The 12,852-nt window shown below is 48.8% G+C and carries 13 protein-coding genes; 6 read left to right on the top strand and 7 right to left on the bottom strand.

Features of this window, described 5'->3' with window-relative positions; all coding sequences use genetic code 11:
* From I8U17_RS13790 to eutB, 7 genes are all read right to left on the bottom strand, one after another.
* A partial coding sequence (locus I8U17_RS13790; protein ID WP_370589263.1) for a DDE-type integrase/transposase/recombinase occupies nucleotides 1-399 on the bottom strand: 399 nt, incomplete at its 3' end.
* On the bottom strand, nucleotides 338-490 hold the full coding sequence (locus tag I8U17_RS13795) for a hypothetical protein (protein ID WP_198059570.1): 153 nt from the start codon (nucleotides 488-490) through the stop codon (nucleotides 338-340). The genes I8U17_RS13790 and I8U17_RS13795, both read right to left, overlap by 62 nt.
* Before the next feature lie 200 nt (nucleotides 491-690).
* Nucleotides 691-1,002: a helix-turn-helix domain-containing protein gene (locus tag I8U17_RS18650; protein ID WP_370589262.1), complete on the bottom strand. Its 312-nt coding sequence runs from the start codon at nucleotides 1,000-1,002 to the stop codon at nucleotides 691-693.
* 6 nt (nucleotides 1,003-1,008) lie between these two features.
* Nucleotides 1,009-1,428 (bottom strand): CdaR family protein, encoded by a 420-nt coding sequence (locus I8U17_RS18410; RefSeq protein WP_232331103.1) that lies wholly within the window; start codon nucleotides 1,426-1,428, stop codon nucleotides 1,009-1,011.
* Nucleotides 1,391-2,494 (bottom strand): PucR family transcriptional regulator, encoded by a 1,104-nt coding sequence (locus I8U17_RS13800; protein WP_232331104.1) that lies wholly within the window; start codon nucleotides 2,492-2,494, stop codon nucleotides 1,391-1,393. Before I8U17_RS13800 ends, I8U17_RS18410 begins: the two co-directional genes overlap by 38 nt.
* A 15-nt stretch (nucleotides 2,495-2,509) precedes the next feature.
* The gene (locus I8U17_RS13805; protein WP_198059571.1) at nucleotides 2,510-4,168 is read right to left on the bottom strand and encodes a PucR family transcriptional regulator; all 1,659 of its coding nucleotides are present in this window, start codon (nucleotides 4,166-4,168) and stop codon (nucleotides 2,510-2,512) included.
* Nucleotides 4,169-4,215: 47 nt separating this feature from the next.
* Nucleotides 4,216-5,226, bottom strand: coding sequence for a hydroxyectoine utilization dehydratase EutB (eutB, locus tag I8U17_RS13810; protein ID WP_198059572.1), 1,011 nt, complete (start codon nucleotides 5,224-5,226; stop codon nucleotides 4,216-4,218).
* 258 nt (nucleotides 5,227-5,484) lie between these two features.
* On the opposite strand from eutB, the gene I8U17_RS13815 reads away from it, so the two are divergent.
* The 6 genes from I8U17_RS13815 to I8U17_RS13840 all read left to right on the top strand — a co-directional run bounded on the left by I8U17_RS13815 (nucleotide 5,485) and on the right by I8U17_RS13840 (nucleotide 12,784).
* Complete coding sequence (locus I8U17_RS13815) at nucleotides 5,485-6,654, top strand: M24 family metallopeptidase (protein WP_198054879.1); 1,170 nt, start codon at nucleotides 5,485-5,487, stop codon at nucleotides 6,652-6,654.
* Between the two features lie 39 nt (nucleotides 6,655-6,693).
* Nucleotides 6,694-7,674, top strand: a complete 981-nt coding sequence (locus I8U17_RS13820; RefSeq protein ID WP_198059573.1) for a cyclodeaminase — start codon at nucleotides 6,694-6,696, stop codon at nucleotides 7,672-7,674.
* 38 nt (nucleotides 7,675-7,712) lie between these two features.
* Entirely contained in the window at nucleotides 7,713-8,930 is a 1,218-nt protein-coding gene (locus I8U17_RS13825; protein WP_198054877.1) for a cystathionine gamma-synthase family protein, read from the top strand.
* A gap of 96 nt (nucleotides 8,931-9,026) precedes the next feature.
* On the top strand, nucleotides 9,027-10,223 hold the full coding sequence (locus I8U17_RS13830) for a M20 metallopeptidase family protein (protein WP_198055126.1): 1,197 nt from the start codon (nucleotides 9,027-9,029) through the stop codon (nucleotides 10,221-10,223).
* Between the two features lie 19 nt (nucleotides 10,224-10,242).
* Nucleotides 10,243-11,283, top strand: a complete 1,041-nt coding sequence (locus I8U17_RS13835; protein WP_198054876.1) for a homoserine dehydrogenase — start codon at nucleotides 10,243-10,245, stop codon at nucleotides 11,281-11,283.
* Nucleotides 11,284-11,332: 49 nt separating this feature from the next.
* Nucleotides 11,333-12,784, top strand: a complete 1,452-nt coding sequence (locus I8U17_RS13840) for an aldehyde dehydrogenase family protein (protein ID WP_232331105.1) — start codon at nucleotides 11,333-11,335, stop codon at nucleotides 12,782-12,784.
* Nucleotides 12,785-12,852: the final 68 nt, after the last annotated feature.

Genomic DNA, 12,852 nt, shown 5'->3' on the forward strand with positions numbered 1-12,852 from the left:
GTTGTTGTAGCCTGTACGCTCTTGCTTGATTCCGGCGTCTTGTAAAGCTTTGACATAACGGCGGCTGGTCATTTGGCATCCATTGTCACTGCGGATCGTCAGGCCACGGCCTTTGACCCCATGAGGAAAACGGTTTTCCAACGCCTGGTTGACAGCAGAAAGAAGCTCATCGGTTCTGCAGAACCGTGAGAAGGAATAGCCTACGATTTCTTTGTCATAAGCGTCGATGACGGCAAACAGGTAACCCCAGCCATCACGCCCACACCATATCTTCGTCATGTCGACTTGAAAATGCTGATTTGAGCCGGTGACCGGGATCCGACCCGATTGCTTTTTTCTACTCGCCGTAACTGGTGATGAAATTGATGATGTTATTGGCCAGACGAACCGGATGATTATATAAGGGTTTCCCCTCTTTTTCCTGGTACATGGGAATCCCCTCTTGATCAAACGCCGTGTGTTTCGGAATCAAATCTGCGGGTTTGGGCAATCGGTAGACCTCCGTCGCTTCTGCCCTTTCTGTCCAAACGGTTCCGATTCCCAGACATTTTATTGCCGTCAAATGAGAGATCAAAGGTTCCCGGAGAAAAAAACGGAAGCGGGGAGGGGGCAAAGGTTTTGCCGGAGAGGTGCTTGGATGTCATCAGAGAGGATTGTCCTTGAGGGGGAAATGCCCATGCTGCCGATAACCTAAGACAGGATTATCTCACTGATGGAAAGCGAATCGTAGAGCAAGGGTCGCACGAAGAACCTTTTATGCCGGATTCGCAGATAGAACAACACAACAAAGAACCTGGAACATGATTGTCCAGGTTTCCTTTTAACCCTGACATCAACTCTCTTGTCCCCGGTTGGTGCCAAACATCCAAAGCCTGATACAAAGATCGAGTAAAAATAAATCATCCGGGTTATCAAGGAGCGCCCTGTGATGGATTCGATCTTTTTCAGCCGATATAACAGGGTATGCCTGTGGAGACCCAAAGCACGTGATGTTTGGCTCACGTTACCCTAGTTGAGGATGTAAAGGGACAGGGTTTGAAGCAAGTCAAGCTTCCGCTTGCGATCATAATCCACTAATGTGCCAATTGTAGATTGGATAATCTCCTGCATGTCGGGATTGTTGGCAAGAGTTAAAAGAACCCGGTAAATGCCGGTGTTTGCATAGGTGCTGCGATGTCCCGCCCCTTTCTGGCGGCGGCCGAGATCCAGTGCAATTCTCGCCTCGTCGAAACTGTCATGGAACGTTTTCACTCCGGCATGGTTTTCACCAATGCCCCAGGAAATGACCAGGCCCGGCAGCAGTTTATTTAGCCTTTTGTCTGCAAGGTCAAGAAAGTGATTCACTGAGTTATTAATCCGGTTTAGAGGTGTTTCCAGAAAGATAATCAGTTTATCCTGTTGATAGGTGGTCATTGTTTTCCGTTGCAAGGCTTCCCCGGCTTTTTTCAGTTGTTCTTCGATCAAGCGAATGATTTGGGGCAGCCAGTGTTCGAAGGATGGTTGATCTGATCTTTCCTTGTACATTTTTTTCCGAATTTTCAGTAAATCCAAGTATGCAAACATAGGGAACCTGGAGGTTAAAATCGAGAGACTTTGCCCGTGATAAAACCATGTCCCAAGAGTCGACTTCACCCTTGGCCAAGTTCCAGACAAACTCATCCTTCAGTCGCATCTCTGTTTCCAATATCGCGTATTCGCGTTGAAACCATAATGCGATTGCAGTCAAGATGTGTTCTGAAACAGATTCCTTGTCATAGCTTCGAACCGATTCTGCTGATGGTCCATCCCGGGGAGTAATAAGCAAATAGCCTTGCAGCTTGTCTTCAGATTTGATTTTTAATTGCACCATGGAATTTTCCGGCAGATGAGGCGGGCATTTCTCTTGGGTTAATTTACCTGGGGAGTGAGAACGGAAGTCCCATTTCTCCAACCAGTCATTGGCATCATGGCTTTTGCCTTTAATCGTTCCGTCTTTATCCATGATTACAACAGGGCTGCCAATCTCTTGACGGATTACATCGGCGGCGTCCGACAGGGAACCTCTGTTAAGAAAAAGGTGCAGCAATTGCTTTTGCAAATCCCCGGAACGTTTTAATAACCCACGATGCCAATGGTGAATGCCACTCAATACAGCTTGAATAATATCAGTAAAGCGGATGCTCCAGGGCAATTCAACAATGGGAAACTCATGTTCTTCAGCCAGTTGCAGCACTTCCTGGGGTATTTTCTGAACATATCGGCCCAAAGCGATGGCCATCCCTGAGGCACCGGATTCAATCACATCCCGTACAAAGTTTTGAAAAACAGTGAGATCCTCGTTGCATCCGATTGCTGTACTCAAGACAAATTCATTTTTACGAATATATTTTTCGACTGGATATTCCATCACAGAAATCCACTTGACAGGATAGTTCTTTAGTTGATTTACGGCTGTTCTTACTTTTGCAGGTTTTAAAATGTCGAGTTCCAACACTTCTTTCATTGTAAACTGCATAAGGAACCTCCGTATTTATTTTTGGTTGAGTATCACCCCGGTTGTCCAAAGCTTGATGCTGAGTTCCAGCAAAAACAGATCATCCGGATCAACCAGGGAACGGCCTGTCAATGATTCGATCTTGCGGAGCCGATAAAGGAGGGATTGCCGGTGAAGGTTCAGGGCCCGTGCGGTTTGGCTGACATTTCCCTGATTGCGGATGTAGGCGGTCAGTGTATTCATAAGATCCAGGCCTCGCTGATTCTCATAATCAATCAGGGCTCCGATGGTGGATAATGTGATCTCCTGCATTTCCGGATTGCTTGCCAGGGTTAGCAATGCCCTGAAAAGTCCTGTATTGGCGTAGGTACTCCGGTGGCCGGGTCCTTTTTGACGGCGCCCGATATCGAGTGCAATTCGGGCATCGTTAAAGCTTTCACGAAAAGTCCTCACTCCGGCGTGATTTTCACCGATTCCCCATGACATGACCAGTCCGGGCAAAAGTTTTACCAGCCTTTTCTCCACCAGGTCAAGAAATTCTTCCACTGTCTGCTGGATCTGATCTGGCGGCACTTCCAGAAAGAGAATAAACCGGTCCCGTTGATGAGTGATCATTGTTTTTCGTTGCAGTGCTTCCCCGGCTTGGATCATCAACTCTTCCATGGAACGGGTCATTCCGAAAAACCAGTGTTCAAATGATGTCTCATCTGATTTCGCCTCTTTGAAGATCGCTTCCATGTTTTCAGGAAAGCCGAGAATGCAGACGTAGGGAAGTAAGACATTATAATCGAGTGACTTGGCCCGTGAAAGAACCTTGTCCCAGGAGTCGAAATCCCCTTGGGCCAGAGTCCAGACAAAATCATCTTTCAATCGCATCTTGGTTTCTTCGATGGCGTCTTCCCGTTGAAACCACAGTGCGACAGCGGTTAAAGAATGTTTCCAAAGAGGATCTTTCTCAATGGCCAAAAAAGAGTCTGCCGGGATTTCGGAAGGAAGGGAAAAGAGTAGATATCCCTGCAATTTGTTGGAGGTTTGGATCTTCAATTGCATGATGGAATCTTCAATTGCATGAAGGTTTCCAACTTCACTTTCAGGAGCGGAAGGAGGGAAGCAACGTTCCCATTTGTTCAGCAATGGTTCTGATTCACTGCTCTTTCCTTTGACCGTTCCTTTTTTATCGACGATGACAACCGGACTCCCCAATTCCTGATGAATGGCTTCTGCGGCATCGGAAAGGGTTGCCCCGTGGAGAAAAAAGTTGAGCAGTTTTTTTTGCAATTCTTCGGAACGTTTTAACGAGGCCCTGTACCAATTGTGCAAAACGCTTAACACGGCTTGGGTTATATCCGCAAACCGGATTTCCCACGGAATTTCAATGATCGGGAATTTGCAGGTTTCCGCGAGATGGAGAATTTCCTCCGGAATCTCCGTGACGTGGCGTCCTGTGGCAATCACAAGGGCTGCCGCTTGTGAATGGATTATATCCTGCACAAACTTCAGAAACAGATTGACATCCTTTCCACAGCCGATTGCGGTTGTCAGGACAAGTTCGTTTTTTTGTACGAAATCCTCGACCGGCATTTCAATGACCGAGACGGACACCACGGGTCGCATGTGCAACAGGTTTTCGGCCGTCCGTACTTTTGCGCCTTTTATCACGTCGATGTTCATCACGTCTCTGACGGTTAATTGCATAACAAATCCCACCTTTCAGGCGGTATTTCCGTAAAAATCCGTATCATTCAGTTGAGTTGCAAACGGATAAAAGGTGAGGTTGCTTTCAAATGGACGGCAAGATCCACGTTGCAACCGGTCAGAACAACAGCGATCCGTCCGCCGGGTTTGGTTATCTTTTTATTTAAAAGAGCGCCGACTCCCACCGCGGCGGCCCCTTCAACCACCATGCGATGTTTCTCAAAAATACAGGCCATACCTTCAGCGATCGCCTCTTCCGGAACAAGCACCGCCTCATCCATATATTGCTGAACCATGTAAAACGTGTATTTGTTATCTTTGCCGATTCCTCCCGACAGACTGTCGGCAAGGGTATCCTGTTCTTCGATTACCAAAGGTTTCCCTGCTTTCAGGCTTTCGTACATCACCGCACTGTGTTCCATTGATACACCGATAACCCTGATGTCAGGATTGTTTGTTTTGAGAGCCAGTCCCAAACCGGAAATCAATCCCCCTCCGGATAAACCGGCAATCGCCAGATCCAAGTCCGGAAGATCATCCAATAATTCAAGGCCGATCGTTCCCTGGCCGGCAATGATATGGGGATCATCAAAAGGTTCAATCACAGTGAGACCCCGCTCATTCTGCAGTTGGTAACAGCGAGTCCTGGCGTCATCCTGTCCGTCACCATAGATTTCAAGCTGAGCTCCTGTTTTGAGGATCGCATCCACTTTAGCTTTCGGAACCCGTTTGGAGATGCAGATGACCGCCTGAATGCCCAGTTGCCTTGCAATGTAAGCTACTGCCAGGCCATGGTTCCCGGTGGAATATGTGGTAATGCCGCGTTCTTGCTCATCCGGGCTGAGACTGAGTATTTTATTGGCCGCCCCTCTTATTTTGAAGGAGCCTGTTTGGTGCATGTTTTCCAGCTTCAGGTAGACGGAGGCATCCGTCAGTGAGGACAAAACGGGCGAGTAAATCAGAGGCGTCTTTTTTACAATCGTGGAAATGCGTTTACGTGCTTCCCATACATCCCGCATGGTCACGGGCTTGACTTGTTGTGAAGGCAGATGGTTCATGACGAAGCCCTCCTTGTATGGAATGGGTGAAGCTTTTGCTGTTGCGAGCATCAATAATTTTTATAAATAGAATAGTAATTATATAAGTTATCCGAATAATATGATTGTACATAATGATAATTATAGGGTCAATTATATAAATTGACTATAACAAATCAAAAACATTCTTACAAAATAGAAGATGAGATCCCGAGGTGGATCATTTATTATTCATTTAGAAAGTTATACTGGAGCAGACAGGAGAAAGGGAGTTGAACGATGCCGGCATTTCCTCTTTCTGAATATATGGAAAGAATCAAAAAGACCAAACAAAGGATGGCTTCACAAGGGATTGAAGTGTTAATCGTGACCGATCCGGCCAATATGAATTACCTCTCCGGGTATGATGGATGGTCTTTTTATGTTCACCAGTGCCTTTTGCTGATCATTGATGAGGAACAACCGTTTTGGATCGGCCGTGGGCAGGATGCCAATGCGGCTAAAGTAACCACATGGCTCACTTCCGACAATATCATTCCTTACAGCGATGATTACGTCCAATCGACAGCCAAGCATCCAATGGATTTTGTCTCAAACATTTTAAAAGAAATCGGACAGGCCAATCGAACCATCGGGGTGGAAATGGATACTTATTACTTTACGGCCAAATGTTATGAATCTCTCAGAAACGGTTTGCCGAACGCACGGTTTACTGATGCCACTTCGTTGGTAAATTGGGTGAGAATCGTCAAGTCGGAGCAGGAAATCAACTATATGAAAAAAGCGGCCAAGATCGTGGAAAACGCGATGCGGATTGGCCTTGAATCGATCGTAGAAGGATCAAGGGAGTGTGATGTGGTCGCAAAAATCAGTCAAGCGCAAATCAGTGGTACGGAAGAATTCGGAGGAGATTACCCGGCAATTGTCCCCCTGTTGCCATCCGGAGAAAAAACGTCAACTCCGCATCTGACATGGACCGATGAAAGATATAAAAAAGGAGACCCGGTGATCCTTGAGCTGGCAGGTTGCTATAAACGTTATCATTGCCCATTGGCGAGAACAGCGGTGATTGGGGAACCGCCGCAGAAAGTGAAGGATTTGGCCGATGTTGTAGTGGAAGGAATCCAAGCTGCATTAGATGTCATTCGGCCGGGAGTTACCTGTGAAGAAGTTGAAGCCGCCTGGAGAAAAAGCATTGCGAAAAACGGATTTAAAAAAGATTCCCGAATCGGTTACGCGATGGGGCTTAATTATCCTCCGGATTGGGGAGAGCATACGGCAAGCCTGAGACCGGGTGACAAAACGATTTTGGAACCGAACATGACGTTTCATATGATTCCGGGCATTTGGCTGGATCATTATGGAGTGGAGATAAGCGAATCTTTCCGGGTAACGGAAAACGGTTGTGAGGTATTGGCTGATTTTCCGCGTCAGCTGTTCATCAGGTAGGTTGATGAGTGAAAAGGTGGAGAAGGGGGTTGGATAAAGATGATCATCTTTCATGAACGGGAAATCCGTGAGGTTGTGCAAATCAACAACAGAGCCATTGCGGTTGTCGAAGAAGGATTCACCAGTCTTGCAACCCAAAAAGTGGCCATGCCCCCGATCATGCGGGTGGATGTTCCGGAGAACAACGGGGAAGTGGATGTAAAAACCGCCTATATTCCCGGATGGGATCAGTTTGCGATTAAGGTATCCTCGGGATTCTTCAACAATTATCAAAAAGGACTGCCGAGTCTGAGCGGGATGATGTTGCTGATGAACACGGAGACGGGGATACCGGAGGCCGTGCTGCTGGATAACGGTTACCTGACAGATGTACGCACTGCTGCTGCGGGAGCGATCGCGGCCAAGTATCTTGCCCGGGAAAATCCGGATACTGTAGGCGTAATTGGAGCCGGTGCCCAGGCTCGTTATCAGATGATAGCGCTGAAGCAAGTGCGCAATTTTAAGCGGATTATGGTCTACGGACCTACTCAAAGCCGGGTTGAGCAGTATGCCAAAGAGATGGAAGAGATGCTGGGTGTGAAGGTGAAAATCGCCCGCAGCCCGGAAGAGGTAGTCAAAGAAAGTGAAGTGGTGGTAACGACAACACCTTCCAGATCGCCCGTGATCAAAGCTGAATGGCTTCATCCCGGCCTTCATATTACCGCGATGGGTTCCGATGCCGAGCATAAACAGGAACTGGAGGCCAGTGTCTTCAGTCAGGCGGATTTGTTGGTCTGCGATGTGAAATCCCAATGCTTCCGCCTTGGCGAACTTCATCACGGGTTAGAGCAAGACACGATTTCTCGGGAAAGCGAGATTGTCGAACTTGCAGAAATCACTTCCGGTATGAAAAGTGGACGAACCGATGAGCGTCAGATCACGGTTTGCGACTTGACGGGAACGGGCGTACAAGATACCGCGATTGCAGTGTTCGCCTATGACCAGCTGTCGGCAAGGGGACTCGGGATGCGGTTTGACTAATCGGGAAAAAAAGATAAATGATCAGGGAGAGAAGACAAATGGAGCAGAAGTTTAATGAAGTGCAAGTTGGTACAAAAGCGGTCTGGGCAGGGGAAAAAGAAGTTCTTGTTCACGGAGCGACGCAAGTTCCGGTTGTGGTCAGTGTCGCTTATAACTACGATGACATGGATCACTGGTACGATGTAGCGGTTGGAAAAGCGCCAGGACACATCTATGGACGCAATACCAATCCGACTGTACAGGCATTTGAAGAAAAAGTCCGTGTGCTGGAAGGAGCAGAAGCCGCGACAAGCTTTTCGACCGGGATGGCAGCGATCAGCAACACGCTCTACACCTTTCTGCGGCCGGGAGATCGCATTGTTTCCATCAAAGACACTTATGGCGGTACAAACAAAATCTTCACCGAATTTCTGCCGCAGATGGGGATCGAAGCGGTTTTATGCACTACAGGTGACCATGAGGAAATCGAGGCAGAGGTGGCAAAAGGATGCAAGATCCTGTACCTCGAATCTCCGACCAATCCAACAGTAAAGATCACAGACATCAAACGAATGGCGAAGGCCGGGAAAGAAGTCGGCGCACTCGTTGTTGTGGACAATACTTTTGCCACTCCGATTAACCAAAACCCGTTGCAATTGGGAGCCGATCTCGTCATCCACAGTGCTACCAAATTTTTGGGCGGTCACGCTGACGCCTTGGGCGGAGTCGTTTGCGGTTCAAAAGAGCTTGTCCAAAAAATTTATCACTATCGCGAAATCAACGGGGCAACGATGGACCCGTGGGCTGCCTACCTCATCTTGAGAGGAATGAAGACGCTGAAACTTCGCGTGAAGCAGCAGGAGAAGAATGCGATGTCTCTGGCCCGGTGGCTGCAAAAACAAGAGTTGGTGGAATCCGTCTACTATCCGGGCTTGACGGACCATGTCCATCATGAGATCGCGAAGAAGCAAATGCGCGGATTCGGAGGGATGCTCAGCTTTGCCTTAAAGGGCGGCATGGATGCAGTAAGAATCCTGCTGCCCAGATTGAAATATGCCAACAGGGCCGCAAATCTGGGAGCCGTGGAAACAACATACGGTCCGGCACGCACGACAAGCCATGTGGAGTGCACACCTGAAGAACGCGCCGCAATGGGGATCCCCGACGGTCTTGTTCGCATCTCGGCGGGTATTGAAGAAACCGAGGATCTTATTGCAGATCTTGAGCAGGCATTTAAATATTTGGAAAGCCATTTTCAACCTTCATCTGTGGAATAAAAGTTCAAAACGGGCAGCAGGTGGACTGCCCGTGAACCCTAATATCCCAACTAAAGTTTCAAGGGGAGAGGCCCATTGGCAACAAGAGTTCCATCCATGGCCGAAAGAGCAGAGGCCATTTCCGACCGAATCACACAGTGGCGGCGAAGAATTCATGCGAATCCGGAACTTAGTTTTCATGAGTTTGAAACATCGAGATTAGTAGCCGACATTTTAAAAGAAATACCAGGAATGCAAGTAAAAACGGGTGAGGGTCTGCCGACGGCTGTTGTCGGCACATTGACAACGGGACAAGGTCCTGTGATTGCGATTCGGGCAGACATGGATGCCTTGCCGATCCGTGAAGATACGAACCATGCTTTTCGTTCCCGGAATGAGGGGGTGATGCATGCCTGTGGTCATGATGCCCATACCGCAATCCTCTTGGGAGTGGCGCATCTGTTATCAGATAGCTTTCAAAATGAAAAGATTCAGGGAACCGTAAAATTTATTTTCCAACCGGCGGAAGAAACGACCGATGACAAAGGCCTGACCGGTGCCCGGTACATGATGAAAGCCGGTGTTCTGGATGGAGTGGACTGTGCGATTGCTCTGCACATGTGTCCGGAAAACCCCGTGGGGGAAGTCCGGGTGCATGATGGGTACAGCATGGCCAATGTCGATGTATTTGAAGCAACCATTTTTGGTACGGGAGGCCACGGAGCGTATCCGCATTTGGGGACAGATCCTGTCTGGATGCTCGGACCTGTACTTCAGGCCTTGCATGGAATTGTGTCCCGAAAAGTTTCCCCGCTTGAACCGGCTGTAATCAGCGTCGGGCAAATACATGCCGGCTCGGCCAGCAATATCATACCGTCCGAGGTATACATCCAGGGAACGATGCGCAGCTATGATCCTGCTGTGAGGGAATTATTGATTTCGGAATTGGACAAGGCCTTTTCCGTTGTCACTCTCCTGGGCGGAGAGTATAAGTTGGACGTCAACCGGGGAGAACCGGCTTTAAAGAACGATCCGGCCGTAAACCGATGGATTGAAACGACGATTCGGGACTTGTATCCGGAATGCCGGTTGATTAAAACTCCCTTTGGATTGGGCGGAGAGGATTTTTCCTGGATGACACAAGCGATTCCGGGAGCGATGTTTTTTTTGGGATGTGCCTTGCCGGACGGAGTGAAAAAAGAGCTTCATACACCGATATTTGACATCGATGAAAGATGCCTTCCGATCGGGGCAGCGATCTTGGCCGAAACGGCCAGACGCTTTTTGACAGGGCACTATCTATTGGAGAAATGATGCTGAAGAGGTGGATCAGGTGGCACACAAAATTGCGTTGATCGGTTTTGGAACAGTGGGGCAGGGACTGGCTGAAATCCTTCGCGACAAAGGGGAGATTTTGCGCGAAAGTCTCGGATTTGATGCGAAAATTGTTGCCATATCCGATCTGATGAAAGGTTCTGTTTATCAACCTGACGGACTGGATTTGAATGAAGTCTTGCGGGCGGTTAAAGAGACGGGCAGAGTGGATGCTTACCCGGACAAGCCGGGGTTGGTGAGAGGATGGGACAGTTTTCGAACCATTCGTGAGAGCAATGCTGATACGATCGTTGAGATTACTTTCACCGATGTGAAAACCGGACAACCGGCCATCGATCATTGCAAAGCAGCCTTCGAATGCGGCAAGAATGTCGTGATGAGCAATAAAGGACCGGTCGCTTTAGCGTATCAGGAATTGGTTGAATTGGCGAAAAAGAACGGTGTGCGCTGGGGATTTGAAGGGACTGTCATGAGTGGGACTCCTGCCTTGCGAATGCCGCTCGTCTGCCTGGCCGGAAATGATATTCGTCAAGTGAAAGGGATTTTGAACGGAACGACCAACTATATTCTGACCAAAATGGAAGATGGCTTAACCTATCAAGAAGCTTTGGCCGAAGCACAAGCTCTTGGCTATGCGGAAGCGAATCCGGTAAACGATGTCGAAGGCTATGATGCTCAGTATAAAATTACGATTCTGGCCAATCTGGTCATGAATGTGCCGCTGAGAAAAGAACAGGTGGAATGTACGGGAATCTCCCATTTGACGCCGGAAGATATCATGTGGGCAAAATCACGGGGCAAGCGCTGGAAACTGATCGCTTCGGCAAGAAAAGAAGGTGATCAGGTGGTGGCAAAGGTAGAGCCGGAAACGATTCCGCTCCACGATCCGCTGGCCGGGATCATGGGCGCAACCAATGCGGTTACCTTTGATTGTGATCTGGCAGGCCCGATTACCCTTGTAGGTGCAGGAGCGGGCCGTACGGAAACCGGGTTTTCCATTTTGATTGATTTGATCAACATCGACCGTGGACAAATCTAGATTGGTGATGTTTGTAAAAACAGAAATGAAAGGTGGTTCAAAAGTGGTCATGTCTGTGGCGAAAATCCAGGGTAAAAAGATGTTTCTCGCAGGCGAATGGGTCCATCGGCACCGTCTCATCGAGGTTCGCGATCCAAAGGATAACAGTTTGATCACAACCGTTCCGGCTGCCGGGGTAAACGATGTCCTGTATGCGATCGAAGAGGCAAAAGAGGGAGCGAAAATTGCCGCAGCCATGCCGGTTCATGAGCGAATCGCCGTGTTAAACCGTGCGGCCGATCGGATTGCCGCAAACAAGGAAGAATACGCGCTGACCATCGCCCGTGAAGGAAGCAAGACAATCAAGGAAGCAAGAAAAGAGGTTGCCCGTTGCATCGAGACGCTTCGCCTCAGCGCGGAAGAAGCGAGACGGATCAATGGGGAAACGATCCCTTTTGACCAGATGCCGGGAAATGAAAACCGCATTGGATATTATTACCGCTTTCCGATCGGGATTATTGCGGCGATCACTCCGTTTAATGATCCTCTGAATTTGGTGGCACATAAAGTCGGTCCGGCCATCGCCGGGGGAAATGCCATTATCGTCAAGCCGGCCACTGTTACGCCGCTCAGTGCATTGCTGTTGGCTGAAGCTTTTGATCAGGCCGGGCTGCCTCCCAAAGTGCTGTCCGTGATTACAGGCTACGCAAATGAAATCGGTGATCCGCTGGTGACGCACCCGGACGTTCGCATGATCTCTTTCACAGGTGGAATGTCCACTGGAGAGGCAATTGCCCGGAAGGCGGGTTTGAAAAAGATCGCCATGGAGCTCGGTTCCAATTCTCCTGTGATCGTATTGAGCGATGCTGAAATTGATGATGCTGTCGAGTCAACGGTTTCGGGCGCTTTTTGGGCTGCCGGGCAAAATTGTCTCGGTGTGCAGAGAGTTTATGTCGAAGAAGCGGTCTTTGAAGAGTTTAAAGAGAAATTTGTGGAGCGGACCAAGCAATACCGGATTGGCGATAAGTTGCTTGAAGATACGGATATGGGCCCGATGATCACTGACAAAGAAGCGATTCGGGTTGAAAACTGGGTCAATGAGGCTCTGGACAAGGGAGCGACCCTGTTGTGCGGCGGCAAACGCGAAGGAGCCTTTTATATGCCGACGGTTCTGACTGATTTGCCGGACAATTGCACACTGGCCAAAGAAGAAGTGTTTGGTCCGGTTGTCACGCTGTATCCTGTTCGGGATCTGAATGAGGCAATACAGGAATCCAACCGTGTCCACTACGGTCTGCAGGCCGGTATTTTCACCCGTGATTTGGAAAAAGCTTTTGAGGCGATCCAACGAATGGAAGTCGGTGGCATTATGGTCAACGACAGCAGTGATTACCGGATCGATGCCATGCCGTTTGGAGGCGTGAAAGGTTCCGGACTGGGTCGTGAGGGAATCAAGTTTGCCCTTCAGGAAATGACAGAACCGAAAGTCGTTTGTTTCAAATTGGCCAAAAATAAATTATAAAAATGGTTTCTGCCGTTAATGTGTATGGTTTGCCTCAGTCAAAGACAGCGGCCCCCGTATCTGCGTGC

Origin of the sequence: Thermoactinomyces sp. CICC 10521 (assembly GCF_016055135.1) — a bacterium.
Classification (GTDB): Bacteria; Bacillota; Bacilli; order Thermoactinomycetales; family Thermoactinomycetaceae; genus Thermoactinomyces_A; species Thermoactinomyces_A daqus.